Annotated in this window: 17 protein-coding genes; 8 read left to right on the top strand and 9 right to left on the bottom strand. The window is 68.9% G+C overall.

Features of this window, described 5'->3' with window-relative positions; all coding sequences use genetic code 11:
• Nucleotides 1–179 precede the first annotated feature (179 nt).
• The gene (locus tag OUA97_RS19810) at nucleotides 180–350 is read left to right on the top strand and encodes a hypothetical protein (RefSeq protein WP_323691027.1); all 171 of its coding nucleotides are present in this window, start codon (nucleotides 180–182) and stop codon (nucleotides 348–350) included.
• Nucleotides 351–404: 54 nt separating this feature from the next.
• Here the strand turns inward: OUA97_RS19810 and ahcY are convergent, their stop codons facing one another.
• The gene (gene ahcY, locus OUA97_RS19815; RefSeq protein ID WP_267233758.1) at nucleotides 405–1,796 is read right to left on the bottom strand and encodes an adenosylhomocysteinase; all 1,392 of its coding nucleotides are present in this window, start codon (nucleotides 1,794–1,796) and stop codon (nucleotides 405–407) included.
• Nucleotides 1,797–1,878: 82 nt separating this feature from the next.
• A complete protein-coding gene (locus tag OUA97_RS19820) occupies nucleotides 1,879–3,360 on the bottom strand; it encodes a CHAD domain-containing protein (RefSeq protein ID WP_267233759.1) in 1,482 nt (493 codons plus the stop codon).
• A gap of 87 nt (nucleotides 3,361–3,447) precedes the next feature.
• Between OUA97_RS19820 and bioB the strand changes: the two genes are divergently transcribed.
• The 4 genes from bioB (at nucleotide 3,448) to OUA97_RS19840 (ending at nucleotide 7,605) form a co-directional block, all read left to right on the top strand.
• Nucleotides 3,448–4,446, top strand: coding sequence for a biotin synthase BioB (gene bioB, locus OUA97_RS19825; protein ID WP_267233760.1), 999 nt, complete (start codon nucleotides 3,448–3,450; stop codon nucleotides 4,444–4,446).
• Between the two features lie 87 nt (nucleotides 4,447–4,533).
• Nucleotides 4,534–5,475: an ABC transporter ATP-binding protein gene (locus OUA97_RS19830; RefSeq protein WP_416362446.1), complete on the top strand. Its 942-nt coding sequence runs from the start codon at nucleotides 4,534–4,536 to the stop codon at nucleotides 5,473–5,475.
• A complete protein-coding gene (locus OUA97_RS19835) occupies nucleotides 5,472–6,233 on the top strand; it encodes an ABC transporter permease (RefSeq protein ID WP_267233762.1) in 762 nt (253 codons plus the stop codon). Before OUA97_RS19830 ends, OUA97_RS19835 begins: the two co-directional genes overlap by 4 nt.
• A 199-nt stretch (nucleotides 6,234–6,432) precedes the next feature.
• The gene (locus tag OUA97_RS19840; protein ID WP_267233763.1) at nucleotides 6,433–7,605 is read left to right on the top strand and encodes an OmpA family protein; all 1,173 of its coding nucleotides are present in this window, start codon (nucleotides 6,433–6,435) and stop codon (nucleotides 7,603–7,605) included.
• 65 nt (nucleotides 7,606–7,670) lie between these two features.
• Here OUA97_RS19840 and OUA97_RS19845 read toward each other — a convergent pair whose 3' ends face one another.
• The 5 genes from OUA97_RS19845 to OUA97_RS19865 are packed head-to-tail and all read right to left on the bottom strand — an operon-like array spanning nucleotide 7,671 to nucleotide 11,159.
• Entirely contained in the window at nucleotides 7,671–7,943 is a 273-nt protein-coding gene (locus tag OUA97_RS19845) for an HPr family phosphocarrier protein (protein ID WP_267233764.1), read from the bottom strand.
• Nucleotides 7,940–8,344, bottom strand: coding sequence for a PTS sugar transporter subunit IIA (locus OUA97_RS19850; RefSeq protein WP_267233765.1), 405 nt, complete (start codon nucleotides 8,342–8,344; stop codon nucleotides 7,940–7,942). Before OUA97_RS19850 ends, OUA97_RS19845 begins: the two co-directional genes overlap by 4 nt.
• A gap of 10 nt (nucleotides 8,345–8,354) precedes the next feature.
• Complete coding sequence (locus OUA97_RS19855; protein ID WP_267233766.1) at nucleotides 8,355–8,840, bottom strand: HPr kinase/phosphorylase; 486 nt, start codon at nucleotides 8,838–8,840, stop codon at nucleotides 8,355–8,357.
• Nucleotides 8,837–10,468, bottom strand: coding sequence for a stimulus-sensing domain-containing protein (locus tag OUA97_RS19860; RefSeq protein WP_267233767.1), 1,632 nt, complete (start codon nucleotides 10,466–10,468; stop codon nucleotides 8,837–8,839). The genes OUA97_RS19855 and OUA97_RS19860 overlap by 4 nt, the downstream gene beginning before the upstream one ends.
• Complete coding sequence (locus tag OUA97_RS19865) at nucleotides 10,437–11,159, bottom strand: response regulator transcription factor (protein WP_267233769.1); 723 nt, start codon at nucleotides 11,157–11,159, stop codon at nucleotides 10,437–10,439. The genes OUA97_RS19860 and OUA97_RS19865 overlap by 32 nt, the downstream gene beginning before the upstream one ends.
• Nucleotides 11,160–11,378: 219 nt before the next feature.
• Here OUA97_RS19865 and OUA97_RS19870 point away from each other — a divergent pair, with 219 nt between their 5' ends.
• Complete coding sequence (locus OUA97_RS19870; protein ID WP_267233770.1) at nucleotides 11,379–13,100, top strand: hypothetical protein; 1,722 nt, start codon at nucleotides 11,379–11,381, stop codon at nucleotides 13,098–13,100.
• A 7-nt stretch (nucleotides 13,101–13,107) separates the two neighbouring features.
• Here the strand turns inward: OUA97_RS19870 and OUA97_RS19875 are convergent, their stop codons facing one another.
• Nucleotides 13,108–14,139, bottom strand: a complete 1,032-nt coding sequence (locus OUA97_RS19875; RefSeq protein WP_183770747.1) for an aspartate-semialdehyde dehydrogenase — start codon at nucleotides 14,137–14,139, stop codon at nucleotides 13,108–13,110.
• 129 nt (nucleotides 14,140–14,268) lie between these two features.
• On the opposite strand from OUA97_RS19875, the gene OUA97_RS19880 reads away from it, so the two are divergent.
• Both OUA97_RS19880 and OUA97_RS19885 read left to right on the top strand, forming a co-directional pair.
• Entirely contained in the window at nucleotides 14,269–14,835 is a 567-nt protein-coding gene (locus tag OUA97_RS19880) for a hypothetical protein (RefSeq protein ID WP_267233771.1), read from the top strand.
• A 75-nt stretch (nucleotides 14,836–14,910) separates the two neighbouring features.
• Complete coding sequence (locus OUA97_RS19885; RefSeq protein WP_267233772.1) at nucleotides 14,911–15,297, top strand: PaaI family thioesterase; 387 nt, start codon at nucleotides 14,911–14,913, stop codon at nucleotides 15,295–15,297.
• On the opposite strand, the gene OUA97_RS19890 is transcribed toward OUA97_RS19885, so the two are convergent.
• The gene (locus OUA97_RS19890) at nucleotides 15,294–16,280 is read right to left on the bottom strand and encodes a D-2-hydroxyacid dehydrogenase (RefSeq protein WP_267233773.1); all 987 of its coding nucleotides are present in this window, start codon (nucleotides 16,278–16,280) and stop codon (nucleotides 15,294–15,296) included. The two genes, OUA97_RS19885 and OUA97_RS19890, sit on opposite strands and share 4 nt — an antisense overlap.
• Between the last annotated feature and the right edge of the window lie 63 nt (nucleotides 16,281–16,343).

Here is a 16,343-nt window from a genome sequence, read left to right on the forward strand (position 1 = left end):
CGGGCCGCTCGCCGCCCGGCTGGCGGGCCACGCGGCGAGCGCCCGCCGGGCGTTCGCGCTGATGGTGCTGGCGACCGCGGCCTATGTCGCCTGGCGGACGCTGGGTTAGGAGGCCGCGCGCAGCGGCGGAGCGACGAACGACGGCGAGACGTTCGGGAAGCGCAGCGCGGGCGGGCGACGTGGCCATCTGGGACAATCGCGCGACCCAGCACTATGCGGTCGACGACTATGGCGACCAGCAGCGCGTCATGCGCCGCGTCACCCTGAACGGCGACGTCCCTGTCTCGGTCGACGGGCGTCCGAGCCGGGCGATCTCGCCGTTGCCCGCGGCGGCGATCGCGGCGGAGTAGGTCGCAGCGTCCCGGACTTCGGCTGGCATGGCCGAAGTCCGGGCGCCGACGTAATCAGTAGCGGTAGTGATCCGGCTTGAACGGGCCGGCGGCCGGCACGCCGATGTAGTCGGCCTGGTCCTTGGAGAGGGTGGTCAGCTTGGCGCCCAGCTTCTCCAGGTGCAGGAAGGCGACCTTCTCGTCGAGGTGCTTGGGCAGGGTGTAGACCTTGGTCTCGTACTTGGCCTTGTTGGTCCACAGTTCGATCTGGGCCAGGGTCTGGTTGGTGAAGCTGGCGCTCATCACGAACGAGGGGTGGCCGGTGGCGTTGCCGAGGTTCACCAGGCGGCCTTCCGACAGCACGATGATCTTCTTGCCGTCCGGGAATTCCACATGGTGGACCTGCGGCTTGATCTCGTCCCACTTGAAGTTGCGCAGGCCGGCGATCTGAATTTCAGAGTCGAAGTGGCCGATGTTGCAGACGATGGCGTTGTTGCGCATCCGGCGCATGTGGTCGACCGTCAGGACGTCCTTGTTGCCGGTGGCGGTGACGAAGATGTCGGCCTTGTCGGCGACGTCTTCCATGGTCTGGACCTCGTAGCCCTCCATCGCCGCCTGCAGGGCGCAGATCGGGTCGATTTCGGTGACGATGACGCGGGCGCCGCCGTTGCGCAGCGAAGCGGCCGAACCCTTGCCGACGTCGCCGTAGCCGAGCACGACCGCGACCTTGCCCGACAGCATGACGTCGGTGCCGCGGCGGATGGCGTCGACCAGGCTCTCACGGCAGCCGTAGAGGTTGTCGAACTTCGACTTGGTGACGCTGTCGTTGACGTTGATGGCGGGGAACGGCAGCTCGCCGCGCTCGGCCATCTGGTACAGGCGGTGCACGCCCGTGGTGGTTTCTTCCGACACGCCGCCGATGGCGTCGCGGATCGCCGAATAGAAGCCCGGCTTTTCCTTCAGGTAGCGCTTCATCACCGCGTAAAGCGCTTCTTCTTCCTCGTTCTGCGGGTTGTTCAGGACCGAGGGGTCCTTCTCGGCCTTCGGGCCGAGCACGCAGAGCAGGGTGGCGTCGCCGCCGTCGTCGAGGATCAGGTTCGGATAGCCGCCGTCAGCCCATTCGAAGATGCGGTGGGCGTATTCCCAGTACTCGACCAGGTTCTCGCCCTTGATCGCGAAGACCGGGGTGCCGTTGGCGGCGATGGCCGCGGCGGCGTGGTCCTGGGTCGAGAAGATGTTGCACGAGGCCCAGCGCACTTCGGCGCCGAGCGCTTCCAGGGTCTGGATCAGCACGGCGGTCTGAATGGTCATGTGCAGGGAGCCGGCGATGCGGGCGCCCTTCAGCGGTTGGTCCTTGCCGAACTCGGCGCGCACGGCCATCAGGCCCGGCATCTCGGTTTCGGCGATCGCGATTTCCTTGCGACCGAAGTCGGCCAGGGTGATGTCTTTCACGACATAGTCGGTCATCGGGCGGTCCTGTCGGAGAGTGTGATTGTCGGCTCTATAGCCGCCGGCCGCCAGATCAGCAAGAAATCACATAAAGAAACCTTTATATGACCCAGAATGGCGGGCTGCCGACCAGCCGCTCCATGGCCTTGACCGCGCCCTTGACGCTCTTGGGCTTGGCCGCCTCGCGCGCCGCCAGCAGCGTCCGCGCCGCGGCCAGGGCGGCGCCCTTGAGCCGCATTCTCGCGACCAGCTCGGCGGCGACGGCTGCGTCGTTCAGGGCGCCGAGCTCTTCCTGCAGCCGCTTGACCGACTTGATGAACGGCCTGGCGTCGGCGTCGAACAGCGGGGCGAAAGCCTCGGCCGCGTAGCGCAGCTTCTTGGCGGCGATGCGCGCGTCGTGGCGGGCCTGATCATCGACGCCCTTGAGGTCGCCGGCGAGCTTCAGCAGCCGCTTGCGCCGGCGGTCCAGCGCCTTGGCGGCGAAGCGGTGGGCGTCCATGTCACGGCGCTTGGCGTGAGCCTTGCCGCCCATCGACAGCCAGGCGCCGGTCTCCACCCAGGCGGTGGTGTCGAGCACCAGGTCGCGGAAGCGCCCGGAGGCGACGGCGGCGCAGGCCTTGGCGTGGGCCCGGGCGCGGGCGGCCTCGACCATCGGGGCCAGGGCCGAGAGATCGAGGGTCGGGTCGACCAGCGCCGCGGCGCTCTCGGCGAAGACATCGAGGTCGCGGGCCTCGTCGCAGGCCCCGGCCAGCCACTTCAGCTCGGCCTTGATCGCCTCAGCATGGTCGTCGTCGGCGACGTCGGAGAACGTGGAGACGGCGCTGCGCAGGCGGCGCACGGCCACCCGTAGCTGGTGCACGGCCTCGACGCTGTCGGCTTCGCGCAGCACCACGCCGTTGGCGGCGATCTGCACCAGGGTGTTGCGGGCGATGGCCTGGAAGGCCCCGGCCGCGGTCAGGCCGCGGGCCAGCGGGGCCTTGTCGTGGCGGCGCGGCGAGCGGTCGGAGCCGTCGATCAGCCCCTGGCCCTGGGTCGCCTTGCCGTCGAACGACAGGTAAAGCGGCGCGGTCCGCGACAGCTCGCGGGCCAGGTCGAACAGCGGCCGGCAATCGCCGCCCTTCAGCTCCAGTTCGACCTCGCTGATGCGCCGGGCGCGCTCGCCGGCCTGCACCTCGCCCTCGTCGACCGCCAGCTCGATCGACGAGCCGCCGAACTCGAAGGTTCGCTGGCGGCGGACGACCCGGACGGTGAAGATCGGCGACAGCGTCTTGCGCTTGGCCGGCGGCAGGGCGTCCTTCAGCGCCGGGAAGCCGAGGTCGAGGCCGTCGGTGGTGATCGCCTGTTCGTGTTCCTCGCGGGCGAATCCGTCGCCGCGCTTTAGGGTCTGCACCCGCTTGCCGCCGCCCTCGCGGATGCGCAGCGAAATCCGCGCCTTGCGCAGATCGCCCTGGGGCGTGTCGTAGTAGGTGGAAACCAGAGCCTTTTCATGGGTTTCGCCGTGCGGCGCGGCGGCGAGCACGACGGCCAGGTCGGCCGGCTCGCAGAGGAATTTCAACTCGATCTCGTCTTCACCCGCGCTCATGCGCTACACGCTCCCGACCCCGCGCGGTTCGTCGCCCTGATTGCAGGCGGCCGAAGTCGGCGCCCGTTCGCTCGAGGAGACTCCCCCATGAACGCTCCAATCGCTCAAGGTTTCCGTCCTGTCGATCCCGCAGAGCCGCGTCACGACTGGACGCCGGCGGAAGTTGAGGCGCTGTTCGAGCTGCCGTTCATGGAGCTGGTGTTCCAGGCCGCGGCCGTGCACCGGGCCTGGTTCGATCCGAGCGAGGTACAGCTGTCGCAGCTGCTCAGCGTCAAGACCGGCGGCTGCGCCGAGAACTGCGGCTATTGCAGCCAGAGCCAGCACTTCGACACCGGCGTGAAGGCCGGCAAGCTGATGGACGCCACGACGGTGATCGCCGCGGCGATGGAGGCCAAGGCCGGCGGGGCCCAGCGCTTCTGCATGGGCGCGGCCTGGCGCGACCTGAAGGACCGCGACGTGCCGAAGGTGGCGGCGATGATCTCGGGCGTGAAGGCGCTCGGGCTGGAGACCTGCGCCACCCTGGGCATGCTGACCCGCGACCAGGCCCAGTCGCTGAAGGACGCCGGTCTCGACTACTACAACCACAACCTCGACACCGGGCCGGCCTATTACGACCAGGTGGTCACCACCCGCACCTATCAGGACCGGCTCGACACCCTCGAAGCGGTGCGCTCGGTCGGCATGTCGACCTGCTGCGGCGGGATCGTCGGCATGGGCGAGACGCGGGCCGACCGCGCCGGCTTGCTGCATGCCCTGGCCACCTTGCCTGAGCATCCGAACTCGCTGCCGATCAACGACCTGATGCCGATCCCCGGCACCCCGCTGGGCGATTCCGAGGCGGTCGACCCGCTGGAGTTCGTGCGGATGATCGCGGTGGCCCGCATCGTCTGCCCCAAGACCGTGGTGCGGCTCTCGGCCGGCCGCGAGCACATGTCCAGAGAACTGCAGGCGCTCTGCTTCCTGGCCGGCGCCAACTCGATGTTCATCGGCGGCAAGCTGCTCACCACCGCCAACCCCGACAAGGACACCGACGCTGCGCTCATGGCCGACCTCGGCCTGCGGCCGATGACCATGGCGGCGAATTAGTCGGGGACGACTGTCGGCTGCTGACAGGTCCGTGCGTCCTTCGGACTAGCTGGAGCGTTGGCGCCCGCCTATCTGGGTGACGCCGCCCTGACAGGAGCCTGCGTGCAGCCGATCATTTCCGTAGCTGGTCTGTCCAAGACCTATGCCGGGGGCTTCCAGGCCCTCAAATCCGTCGACCTGGAGATCCGGCAGGGCGAGATCTTCGCCCTGCTGGGCCCGAACGGCGCGGGCAAGACGACGCTGATCAGCATCATCTGCGGCATCGTCAACCCGAGCGGCGGCAAGGTGACCGCCGACGGTCACGATATCATCACCGAGTACCGCGCCGCCCGCGGCAAGATCGGCCTGGTGCCGCAGGAGCTGTCCACCGACGCCTTCGAGAGCGTCTGGGACACGGTGAAGTTCAGCCGAGGGCTGTTCGGCAAGTCGCCCAATCCGGCCTATCTTGAGAAGATCCTTCGCGACCTGTCGCTTTGGGACAAGAAGGACTCGAAGATCATGGCGCTGTCCGGCGGCATGAAGCGCCGGGTGATGATCGCCAAGGCGCTGTCCCACGAGCCGCGCATCCTGTTCCTCGACGAGCCGACCGCGGGGGTCGACGTCGAGCTGCGTCGCGACATGTGGGAGATGGTGCGCGGGCTGCGCGAGAGCGGCGTCACCATCATCCTGACCACCCACTACATCGAGGAGGCCGAGGAAATGGCCGACCGGATCGGGGTGATCAGCAAGGGGCAGATCATTCTGGTCGAGGACAAGGACGTGCTCATGCGCAAGCTGGGCAAGAAGCAGCTGACGCTGCACCTGCAGGAGCCGTTGAGCGCCCTGCCGGCCGACCTTTCGGACTATCAGCTGGAACTCGCCAATGGCGGGGCCGAGTTGGTCTATACCTTCGACGCCCAGAGCGAGGACACCGGCATCGCCGGCCTGTTGCGGCGGCTCAGCGCCGCCGGCGTCGACTTCAAGGACCTCCGGACCGAGGAAAGCTCGCTGGAGGAGATCTTCGTCAGCCTGGTGAGGGGCCGGCCATGAACCTGCACGCCATCAAGGCCATCTATGTCTTCGAGCTGGCGCGGACCTGGCGCACGCTGATGCAGTCGATCGCCTCGCCGGTGATCTCGACCTCGCTCTATTTCATTGTGTTCGGATCGGCGATCGGCTCGCGGATGGTCGAGATCGAGGGGGTCAGCTACGGCGCCTTCATCGTGCCGGGCCTGATCATGCTGTCGATCCTGACCGAGAGCATCATGAACGCCTCGTTCGGGATCTACATGCCGAAGTTCTCGGGGACGATCTACGAGGTGCTGTCGGCGCCGATTTCAGCCTTCGAGATCGTGGTCGGCTATGTCGGGGCGGCGGCGACCAAGTCGGTGATCCTGGGGCTGATCATCCTGGCGACCGCGCGCCTGTTCGTGGACTTCAGCATCCTGCACCCGTTCTGGATGATCGGCTTCCTGGTGCTGACCTCGGTCGCCTTCAGCCTGCTCGGCTTCGTGATCGGGGTCTGGGCCGACGGCTGGGAGAAGCTGCAGATCGTGCCGATGATGATCGTCACGCCGCTGGCCTTCCTGGGAGGCAGCTTCTACTCGATCAGCATGCTGCCCGAGCTCTGGCAGAAGATCACCCTGTTCAACCCGGTGGTCTATCTGATCTCCGGTTTCCGCTGGAGCTTCTACGGGATTTCGGACGTCGACGTCGGCGTCAGCCTGGGGGCGACCTTCGGCTTCGTGCTGGTCTGCCTGGCGGCGATCTGGGCCATCTTCCGCACTGGCTACAAGCTGAAAACCTGAGCCCGGGTTCCGACCGAGAACGCCTATCGGGTATCTACGCAACTATCGCGGGCGATCCGATCGTGTGTAGACAGTTCGGCTTTCTACCATTTGTCGGACGTGTCCGCGCAGCGCGGGGCCTGTCTGGGGGGATCGAGTACGGCTTGAGTGCGTGACTTGCGCTGAGCGGCCCGCGATCCCACCCTGCGGGAGATCTGTCGTGACCAACCTCGTTCAGACTGTGATCGGCGCCCTGTCGCCGGACATGATCGGCAAGCTGTCCAGCGTACTTGGAGAATCGTCGGGCTCGGTGAGCAAGGGCGTGTCGGCGGCGGCGCCGGCCCTGCTCGCCGCGGCGCTCCAGCAAAGTTCGACCAGCAGCGGCGCGACCGGCCTGCTCAGCCTGATCAGCCAGGCGACCGGCGGCGGCAACCCGCTCGACCGGTTGCCGGCGCTGCTCGGCGACGACACGGCGCGGGCCGGGCTGCTCAGCCAGGGCAAGACGCTATCCGACAGCCTGCTCGGCGCCAACGCCGGGGCGGCGACCAACGGCCTGGCCAGCTTCGCCGGCGTCAAGGCTGGGTCGGCCACGCAACTGCTCTCGCTCGCCGCGCCGCTCGTGCTGGGGGCGATCGGCAAGGCGCTCGGCGGCGCCCCGACCGCCTCGGGCGTCCAGTCGCTGCTGTCGGACCAGCGGGCCAGCATTCTCGGCGCGCTGCCGCCCGGGCTCGGCGCGCTGTTCGGCTTCGGCGGGGCGACGCAGGGCGCCCGCGCGGCGACCGCGAGCGGGGGCGGCGGCTTCGGCAAGATCCTGCCCTGGCTGATCGCCGCGGCGGTGGTGCTGGCGCTGATCTTCGGTCTGCGCAACTGCGGCGCCAAGCAGGTCGAGGCCCCGCCGCCGCCGGTCAAGACCGAGGTGGTTCCCGCGCCGGCGCCGGTCGCGGCGGCGCCCGAGACCCTGACCCTGCCGGGCGGGGCGACCATCACCGTGCTGCCGACCTCGATCGGCTACGGGGTGACCAAGTTCCTCGAGTCCAACGAGGCGGCGCCCAAGACCTTCGTGTTCGACAACCTCAACTATGACACCGCCTCAAACGCCCTGACGCCGGAGAGCAAGCCGACGATCGACACCCTCGTCCTGATCCTGAAGGCCTATCCGAATGTTCGCGGGCGGGTGGTCGGCTACACCGACAACCAGGGCGATCCGGCGGCCAACAAGACGCTGTCCGACGCCCGCGCCGCGACGGTGAAGAAAGAGCTGTCGGCCCAAGGCATCGCCGGCGAGCGGATCGAGACGGCCGGCATGGGCGAGGCCGACCCGATCGCCGACAACGCCACCGAGGAGGGGCGCGCCAAGAACCGGCGGACCGAGCTGGTCATCGTCCGCAAGTGATCAACTTGTGTAACTTGTAGGACGTCTGGCGACTTTGGAGCGGCCCGCGGCGCGGCGGGCCGTTCCTATTCGTCCTCGTCGAAGCGGGCGGCGACCAGCGCGGCCAGGGCCTCGACCGCGGGGGCGGCCTCGTTGCCCTCGGCCTGGATGTCGATGCAGCAGCCGGGGCCGGCGGCCAGCATCATCAGGCCCATGATCGAGCGGGCGTCGACGCTGGACCCGTCCTTGGCGACCTTGACCTCGGCGTCGAAGGTGGCGGCCAGCTTGACGAACTTGGCCGAAGCCCGTGCGTGCAGACCGCGCTTGTTGACGATCTCGACGGTCCGCGAGGCGCTCATTTTTCGCCGGCCAGCACGTAGGACGCCACGGAGATGTACTTGCGGCCGGCCTCCTGGGCGCAGGCCACGCAGTCCTCAAGCGATTGGCGCGTGCGAACCGAGGCCAGCTTGATCAGCATGGGCAGGTTGAGGCCGGCGATGACCTCGGCCTTGGTCTGCTCCATCACCGAAATGGCCAGGTTCGAGGGCGTGCCGCCGAACATGTCGGTCAGCAGGATGACGCCGGAACCGGAATCGACGGCCTCGCACGCCGCCAGGATGTCCTTGCGGCGCTTTTCCATGTCGTCCTCCGGCCCAATGCAGATGGACGCGACCGCAGCCTGCGGCCCCACCACATGCTCCATGGCGAAGACGAATTCCTCGGCCAGCCGCCCGTGCGTAACGATCACGAGCCCGATCATGCCAACTCTCTCAACGGGAATCCCCACCCGGCCGCGGCGATACGCCGACCGCGAGGGCGTCTAGATACGCTTTATCCGGCCAAGCTCCAAGATGTTGCAGTGCGCGACGAAGTTTCGCGGGCGCGGATGACTCTAGCGCCTGAAGTGAAAGCGACGGGATACTCAACCCGACGTATTCCTTGAAAGCCGGCTCGGGCATCCGCTCATGCTGCTCGCAGGCGACCGCCAAGGCAATGCGGCAAAAGGGAAGGGCGGGCTCGCGCAGCACCCCGAGGCCGCGGACCTCGATCAGACCGGCGAGCGTGTCGGGGGCGCGGCCATAGAGCGCGCCCTCGCAGGCCCACAGCACGACCCGGTCGTCTGCGACCAGCCGGAAGCCGTGGTCCAGGGCGCGCAGGGCCAGATCGCTCTTGCCGGACCCCGAGGGGCCCTCGATCAGGACCCCGCGCCAGGCGCCGTCCATATGGGCGGCCAGCAGGCCGGCATGGAGGATCATCGCCGTGCCTCGGGCAGGGTGACGATGAAGCGGGCGCCCTCGACCGCGCCGTCGGGGCCGGTGCGGTTCTCGGCGCGGATCGACCCGCCCTGGGCCGCGGCGATCTGGCGGGCGATCGACAGGCCGAGGCCCGAATTGCCGCCAAACGCCGCGCCCTTGGGCCGCGAGGTGTAGAACCGCTGGAAGATGGTCTCGAGGTTGTCGGGCGGAATACCGGGGCCGTCGTCGTCGACGGTCAGCACCGCCTGGCCGCGGCCGCGCTCCAGCTGCACGCGCACCTCGCCGCCCGGGGGGCTGAACGAGCGGGCGTTGTCGATCAGGTTGCGCAGCAGCTGGCCGAGCGGGCCCTCGCGGCCCGAGACCATGATCGGCTCCAGGGTGTCGGGCGCGGCGTAGGCGACGGCCACGTCGCCGGGCTTGGCGGTGTCCTGATAGAGCTGGGCGACCTCGCCGATCAGCCGGCCGAGGTCGAGCGGGCGCAGGTCCTCGCGCGAAAGCTCGGCGTCCAGGCGCGAGGCGTTGGAGATGTCGGTCACCAGCCGGTCGAGCCGCTGGATATCGTTCTTGAGGATCGCCATCAGCCGGTCGCGGGCGGCGGGATCCTTGACCAGGTCGAGGGTCTCGACCGCCGAGCGCAGCGAGGTCAGCGGGTTCTTGATCTCGTGGGCGACGTCGGCGGCGAACCGCTCGATGGCGTCCATCCGCTCGGACAGGGCGTCGGTCATGTCCTCGAGCGAGCGGGTCAGGTCGCCGAGCTCGTCGTCGCGGCGGGCCAGCTGCGGCAACGAGATCGACCGGGCCCGCGACAGCCGCACGCGGTCGGCGGCGCGCGCGAGCATCCGCACCGGCTGGGCGATCAGGTTGTTCAGCAGCAGCGACGAGACCAGGGTCACGAAGATCGCGATCAGGATGAACGGGGCGAGAGCCTGGCGCTCGGCGCGGATGATCTCGTCAACGTCGCTGGCCTCCAGGGTCAGGACCCCGAGCACGGCCTGGACGTGCTGGATCGGGATCGATACCGAGACCACGCGCTCGCCGTCCTCGGCGGTGCGCATGCCGGCCCAGTGAACGCCGCGCAGCGCCTGGCCGACCTCCATCATCAGCGCGCGCTGGGCGGCCGGGGCCGGCGGCGGCGGCGGACGGCCGAGCTTGAGGTCGAGGGCCAGGCCGCGCTGGTCCTCGCGTGGGCGGGCCGGGGGCAGCACCTTCCATTCGACCCGGTCGGCGACCCAGTAGCTGTCGGCGATCAGGTTGCCCTGGGCGTCGAACAACCGGGCCCGCTGCGAGCGCGGGTTGGACAGCATCTGCAGGATTTCGCTGGCCGCCTGGGCGTCGAGCTCGGGCGTCGGCTCGCCGACGGTGGCGGCGCGGTTGATCACGTTGACGATCAGCTCGCCCTGGGTGGTCAGGCTGTCGATGCGTGCGCCGACCAGGCCGCGGCGCAGTTCGTTGAGCAGCAGCGACCCGGCGATGATGATCGCCAGGCCCAGAACGTTGAGCAGGATGATGAAGCGCCCCAGGCGCGAGCCTGGCAGCCAACTGAAGAACGAGGGCCCGGAGGGCGGCGGCCGCGGTTTGCGGGCCGTCCGCTTCGGGTCAGGCTTCGCGGTATCTGTATCCGACGCCATAGAGGGTTTCGATCGCGTCGAACTCCGGGTCGACTTCGCGGAACTTCTTTCGCATCCGCTTGATATGGCTGTCGATGGTGCGGTCGTCGACATAGACCTGATCGTCGTAGGCCGCGTCCATCAGGTTGTCGCGGCTCTTCACGAACCCGGGGCGCTGGGCCAGCGACTGCAGCAGCAGGAATTCGGTGACGGTGAGCTTCACCGGCTTGCCGTCCCACAGGCAGTCATGGCGGGCGGGGTCCAGGGTCAGCTTGCCGCGCTTCAGGGCGCGCGACTGCGACTCCCCGTTGCCGTTGGCGGCCGCGGCGACGGCGGGCTCCTCGCCCTCGACCCCGGCCCGGCGCAGCACCGCCTTCACCCGTTCGATCAGCAAGCGCTGGCTGAACGGCTTATGCATGTAGTCGTCGGCCCCAAGGTTGAAGCCGAGGATCTCGTCGATCTCCTCGTCCTTGGAGGTCAGGATGATCACCGGCAGGTCCGAGGTCCGCCGCAGCCGGCGCAGCACCTCCATGCCGTCCATGCGCGGCATCTTGACGTCGAGGATCGCCAGGTCCGGGGGATCGTTCTCCAGGGCCGCTAGACCCGAGGCGCCGTCGAAATACGCCTTAACCTCGTGGCCGTGGCTTTCGAGGGCGAGGCTGACCGACGTGACGATGTTCTCGTCGTCGTCCACCAGGGTGATCTTGGCCATAGGTCTCGTCGTATCCTTCAGCGAAGCTTGGCAAGCTAATGGCCCGCCAGCGTGTCCTCAATGGGGCGCCGCACGGAAGGCGGCGGCCCCGACAACAGGGAAGCCGGCGACCGGCCCGCCGGTTCCCTCGGCGCGAAGGCCACGGCGAGACGCAGCAATCCCTTATGATAAAACGGTATTAAGCTTGTTGGCGCATGCTGTCCGGGAAGGGGATCTCTCGTGGCCGGCCAGCAAGTCCATTACGAAGTCTTCATTCGGCGGGCCCCGGGCGCGGCGTGGAAGCTCGACATGGCCACGGAGAGCCGCACGGCTGCGGTCTCGGTCGCCGAGGAGCTGATGGCCGAGGGACGGGTCGCCGCGGTCCGAGTCACCAAAGAAACCCTCGATCCGGACACCCGCGAGTTCCAGTCGGTGACGATCCTCAACCTCGGCGTCGCCGAGGCGCCGAAGAAAAAGAAGGTCGTCGAGAACCAGGATCCCCTCTGCGTCAGCCCGCAGGACCTCTACACCGTCCACGCCCGCGAGCGGATCGGGCGGCTGCTGGAGGGCTGGCTGGAGCGTAAGGGGGCCACGCCGTTCGAGCTGTTGCACCGTCCCGACCTGGTCGAAGAGCTTGAGGCGTCGGGCACCGACCTGCAGCATGCGATCCAGAAGGTCGCGATCCCGGAGGCCCAGGCCCGCGGACTGACCGTCCACGAACTGATCCGCACCTTCTCGAGCCTCGTCGAGCGCGCCATCGACCGGCTGCTCAAGGATTGCCGCCGCGGCGGCATGCCCAATCTCGACAAGGAAGGCTTCGCCCGCGCCGCCGAACGGGTCAGCCACGATCCGGAGCGGGCCTACCTGCTGGGCGCCGGCGTCGCGGCCTCGATCGCGCCGGCCCGTTCGTGGTCGGAGAAGGTCTCGCGCCTGCTGGACCTCGCCGACGCCGCCCCGGTGACCGGGCCGCCGCGCGGCCTGGCGCTGCAGACCGTCGAACAGCCGCTGGCCGAGATCCTCGGCTCGAAGTCGGGGCTGGACAACATCATCGGCCAGGACCTCGACCTGGGCGGCCAGCTGGCGGCGATGACCCGGCTGGCGGCCTGCGACACGGTCGACGCCCTGATCCGCGCCGAACCGTCGGTCGCCAAGATGATGCCGCCGCTGTCGGAGGCCGCCACGCGGCTGTCCAAGTGGCTGGCGGCCGACGACTTCGCCAGCGTCCGCGTCGCCATCGCCAAGCGGGTGGTCCGCGAGCTGAACGGCCCGCGCCGGCTGCGCCCCTCGGACGCCTCGGGCGAGATCGAGGTGATGCGCGGCCTGGCCATGACCCTGACCGCTGCGGCCGCGGCCGGGGCGCTGCTGAACGTCGACGACGTACAGTCCGCCTTCGTCCAGCGCTCGCGCATGCTGGTCACCAGCGACTTCGTCGAGGCCTATCTCGGCGGCGGCGAGCGCACCGCCCGCGAGGAGATCGAGGCTCTGGTGTGGCTGGTCGAGAACGTGATCGGCGGCGCCAACAAGCGCCAGGCCGGCCGCTACCTGGCGGCGGGCGTCTCGGCCCTGCGGTTCGAGAAGGAATTCCGCTACGGTCCCGACACCGCGGCGGTGAAGCTGCAAAAGCTGGCGGCGCTGCAACGGGCGGTGGCGCGCGGCGGGCTGGCGGCTGAAGACTACGTTCCCATCCAGGCCAAGATCGGCGACGTCGGCGGCCTGGTGGAGGCCGATGCGCGGCTGGTGCCGACCCTGGCCAAGACTCCGGCCTCGCCGGCCCAGAAGCTGTTGTTGCTGTTGAGGCTCGCCGCGGGCGAGACCGCCCCAGCCGGCCCGGCGGCCGACCGGGCGCGTCAGGAGGCCATGCGTCTGGTCCGCCAGGAAGAGACGCGGGCCGAGCTGGCGGCCAATCCAGAGCGGATGGACCAGGTGCGAAGCCTGATCCACCAGCTCGGCATGGCCGCCTAGAGGCGGGTTAGGCGGCGGTCTTGCTCTTCAGCAGGCCGCGCTCGTGCAGCAGTTCGGCGATCTGCACCGCGTTCAGCGCCGCGCCCTTGCGCAGGTTGTCAGCCACGACCCAGAGGTTGAGGCCGTTTTCGACGGTCGGGTCCTTGCGGATGCGCGACACGAAGACCGGGAACTCGCCCTGGGCCTCCTTGGGGGTGATGTAGCCCTTGTCGTTGCGCTGATCGATGACGATCAGGCCGGGGCTCTCGCGCAGCAGGTCGCGGGCCTCGTCCTCGTCGAGCGGGTCGTGGAACTCGATGTTCACGCTCTCGGAGTGGCCGACCATGACCGGCACGCGCACGCAGGTGACCGTCAGGGCGATCGACGGGTCGATCATCTTGTGGGTCTCGTTCCACATCTTGGCTTCTTCGTCGGTGTAGCCGTCGTCGCCGAAGGCGCCGATGAACGGGATGACGTTGAAGGCGATCTGCTTGGGGAACTTCTTGGGCTCGGGCGCGCCGAGAACGAAGACGCCCTTGGTCTGGTCCCAGAGCTCGTCCATGCCTTCCTTGCCGGCGCCGGAGACCGACTGATAGGTCGAGACCACCACCCGCTTGATGCGCGCACGGTCATGCAGCGGCTTCAGCGCCACGACCAGCTGGGCGGTCGAGCAGTTCGGGTTGGCGATGATGTTCTTCTTGCCGGCGTAGGCGACGTCGTCCGGGTTCACTTCCGGCACGATCAGCGGCACGTCGGGGTCCATGCGCCAGGCCGAGGAGTTGTCGATGACGATCGGGCCGGCGGCGCCGATCTTCGGCGACCATTCCTTGGAGAACGAGCCCGAGACGCTCATCAGCACGACGTCGACGGTCGAGAAGTCGAATTGCTCGACGTCTTCGCATTTCAGGATCTGCTCGCCGAACGAGACCTCGACGCCGATCGACCGGCGGCTGGCGATCGCGTGAATCTTGTCCACGGGGAAGTTCACTTCCTCCAGGATGTTCAGCATCTCGCGGCCCACATTGCCCGTGGCGCCGACCACGGCCACCCGATAGCCCATGGCGGTCTCCTTCAGAGGTTCAGAAAGCGGAGCGTCCCCTTACGCCTTGCGGTTCCCGCGCGCAATGAACCGCGAACGCCCGTTTGGCCCGCCGTTTGCGAGGCCGGCGGCGTCACAGCGGGAGGCGTCATGTCCATCAGCAGCATTTCCTCGGTCCCGGCCGGCGGCGCGGCCGGCGCACGCGGTTCGGCCAGCGCCCCCCGCGGCGAGGGCAACCTTCTGTTTACAAAGAGCTTCGGGCCCGCCGCGGACGCTCTGGCGGCGCTGGAGCACGAGGCCGACCTGGCCGCGATGACGGACCTGGCGGGCCTGACCGGCGGCAACAACGACTCGGCGGCTTTTGCCGCCCGGCCGCAGGGCGCCGAGAGCGCCTTCGTCGACAGCCTGCGCGAGGCGCTGGCCGAGGGCGGCCTGGCCAGCTGGCTGGTGACCGACGAGCCCGAGCCGATGAGCCTGGCCGAGCTGCGCGCCGAGGTGACGGGCGGCGAGGTGCTGCCTTCGTACGGGCTGGCGCCGCGGCTGCCTGATCCGGCCGCGCCCGACTACCTGGACCAGGTGCGCCGCCGGCTGATCGGCATCGGCGAGGCGGGGGCCGCACCGCAGGCCCAGGACGCCCTCGACAGGGTGCTGCGCGAGGAACGGGCGCGGATGACCGAGCGCATGGTCGCCCAGCTGGCCCGCGGGGCGCACGACTAGGCGTTACCCGCCAGGTCATCGACCGGTCGCGCCCAGCGGCCCATACCGGGCCCAGCGACAACAGGAGGACGCCTCATGGCGCAGGACACCGGCATGCCCTTTTCCAACCTGATGGGGGTGGAGATCGTCGAGCGGACCAAGGAGCGGGTGGTCGGCCGGCTGGTGGTGCGCGAGGACCTCTGCACCGCCGGCGGGATCCTGCACGGCGGGGCGTTCATGGCCTTCGCCGATGCGCTCGGCGCGATCGGCGGCTTCCTCAACCTGCCGGTCGGGGCGCGGACCACGACCCTGGAGTCGAAGACCAACTTCCTGGGCGCGGCCAAGGTCGGCGCGACCGTCACCGGCGAGGCCATACCGCTGCACATCGGCCGCCGCTCGAGCGTCTGGCAGACCCGCATCACCAGCGCCGAGGGCAAGCTGCTGGCTCTGGTGCTGCAGACGCAGATGACGGTCGAGGGTTAGCCGGCCCCGATGTCGGCGGGCCGGGTGAGGTTGAGCATAGGTTCGCCGCGTAGGTAGCGGCCAAGGTTCTCGAGGAACAGGGCGTCGCCGCGCGCGCCGGTCAGCTCGCCGCGGTTGGAGGCGTGCGGCGTGACCCGCACCTTCGGGTGATCCCAGAACCAGGCGTCGGCCGGCAGCGGCTCGGTCTGGAAGACGTCGAGCACCGCATGGGCCGGCTGGTCGCGGTCTAGGCCGGCGCGCAGGGCGTCCTCGTCGACCAGGCCGCCGCGGCCGATATTGATCAGGATCGATCCGGGCTTCATCGCTGCGAAGAAGTCGGCGCCGGCGAGGCCGCGGGTTTCCTCGTTGAGCGCGCAGGCCAGCACCACCACGTCGGCCGCCGGAAGGGTGCGCGGCAGGTCGGCGATCGTGCTCACGGCGTCGGCCAGACCCTCTGGATCGGGCGAGCGGCGGACGGCCTCGACCTGGGCCCCGAACGCCCTGGCGCGCTGGGCGATCTCACGGCCGATATTGCCGAAGCCGACGATCAGCCAGCGAGTCTGTCCAACCTCGCGGAAGTTCACCGGCGTCCATTCGTGGGCGCGCTGGCGGGCCGCCTGCTGGGCGATCGGATGCAGCAGGCTGAGCGCGTGGATGGTCACGTACTCGGCGATGGCCGGGGCCTGAGCGCTGGAGTTCGTGACGGTCAGCCCATCGCGGGCCAGCGGCTTGAACATCGGGTTGTCGAGACCGGCGAAGGCGGTCTGCACCCAGCGCGCGTCGGGCGAGGCGGCCAGCCGCAGGAAGTAGTCACCGCCGCGTTTGCCGAACGCCTCGAGGCTCAGCCACCAGATGTCGGGCTTCAAGGCGCCGGCGTCGAACGCCGCGCCGCGCAGGGTCAGACTGCCGTCCGGCTCCAGCACCACCACGTCGAGATCAGGCGCCAGGGCGGCGAGGCGGTCGGCGATGCGCTCAAAGGGCGCGCGCAGGAGCAGGGCTTGCATGCCGCAACTCTAGCTCGGCGTCCGGCGGCGGCAATGCTTCACATTTGACAACATATTGTCGAA

It is taken from the genome of Phenylobacterium sp. 58.2.17 (genome assembly GCF_026411515.1).
In the GTDB taxonomy this organism is placed as follows: Bacteria; Pseudomonadota; Alphaproteobacteria; order Caulobacterales; family Caulobacteraceae; genus Phenylobacterium.

Excerpts from the sequence above, each read along its gene's own strand:
- ahcY (WP_267233758.1), bottom strand. The coding sequence starts at position 1,796 with ATGACCGACTATGTCGTGAAAGACATCACCCTGGCCGACTTCGGTCGC.
- OUA97_RS19820 (WP_267233759.1), bottom strand. The coding sequence starts at position 3,360 with ATGAGCGCGGGTGAAGACGAGATCGAGTTGAAATTCCTCTGCGAGCCG.
- bioB (WP_267233760.1), top strand. The coding sequence starts at position 3,448 with ATGAACGCTCCAATCGCTCAAGGTTTCCGTCCTGTCGATCCCGCAGAG.
- OUA97_RS19835 (WP_267233762.1), top strand. The coding sequence starts at position 5,472 with ATGAACCTGCACGCCATCAAGGCCATCTATGTCTTCGAGCTGGCGCGG.
- OUA97_RS19845 (WP_267233764.1), bottom strand. The coding sequence starts at position 7,943 with ATGAGCGCCTCGCGGACCGTCGAGATCGTCAACAAGCGCGGTCTGCAC.
- OUA97_RS19850 (WP_267233765.1), bottom strand. The coding sequence starts at position 8,344 with ATGATCGGGCTCGTGATCGTTACGCACGGGCGGCTGGCCGAGGAATTC.
- OUA97_RS19855 (WP_267233766.1), bottom strand. The coding sequence starts at position 8,840 with ATGATCCTCCATGCCGGCCTGCTGGCCGCCCATATGGACGGCGCCTGG.
- OUA97_RS19860 (WP_267233767.1), bottom strand. The coding sequence starts at position 10,468 with ATGGCGTCGGATACAGATACCGCGAAGCCTGACCCGAAGCGGACGGCC.
- OUA97_RS19865 (WP_267233769.1), bottom strand. The coding sequence starts at position 11,159 with ATGGCCAAGATCACCCTGGTGGACGACGACGAGAACATCGTCACGTCG.
- OUA97_RS19875 (WP_183770747.1), bottom strand. The coding sequence starts at position 14,139 with ATGGGCTATCGGGTGGCCGTGGTCGGCGCCACGGGCAATGTGGGCCGC.
- OUA97_RS19880 (WP_267233771.1), top strand. The coding sequence starts at position 14,269 with ATGTCCATCAGCAGCATTTCCTCGGTCCCGGCCGGCGGCGCGGCCGGC.
- OUA97_RS19885 (WP_267233772.1), top strand. The coding sequence starts at position 14,911 with ATGGCGCAGGACACCGGCATGCCCTTTTCCAACCTGATGGGGGTGGAG.
- OUA97_RS19890 (WP_267233773.1), bottom strand. The coding sequence starts at position 16,280 with ATGCAAGCCCTGCTCCTGCGCGCGCCCTTTGAGCGCATCGCCGACCGC.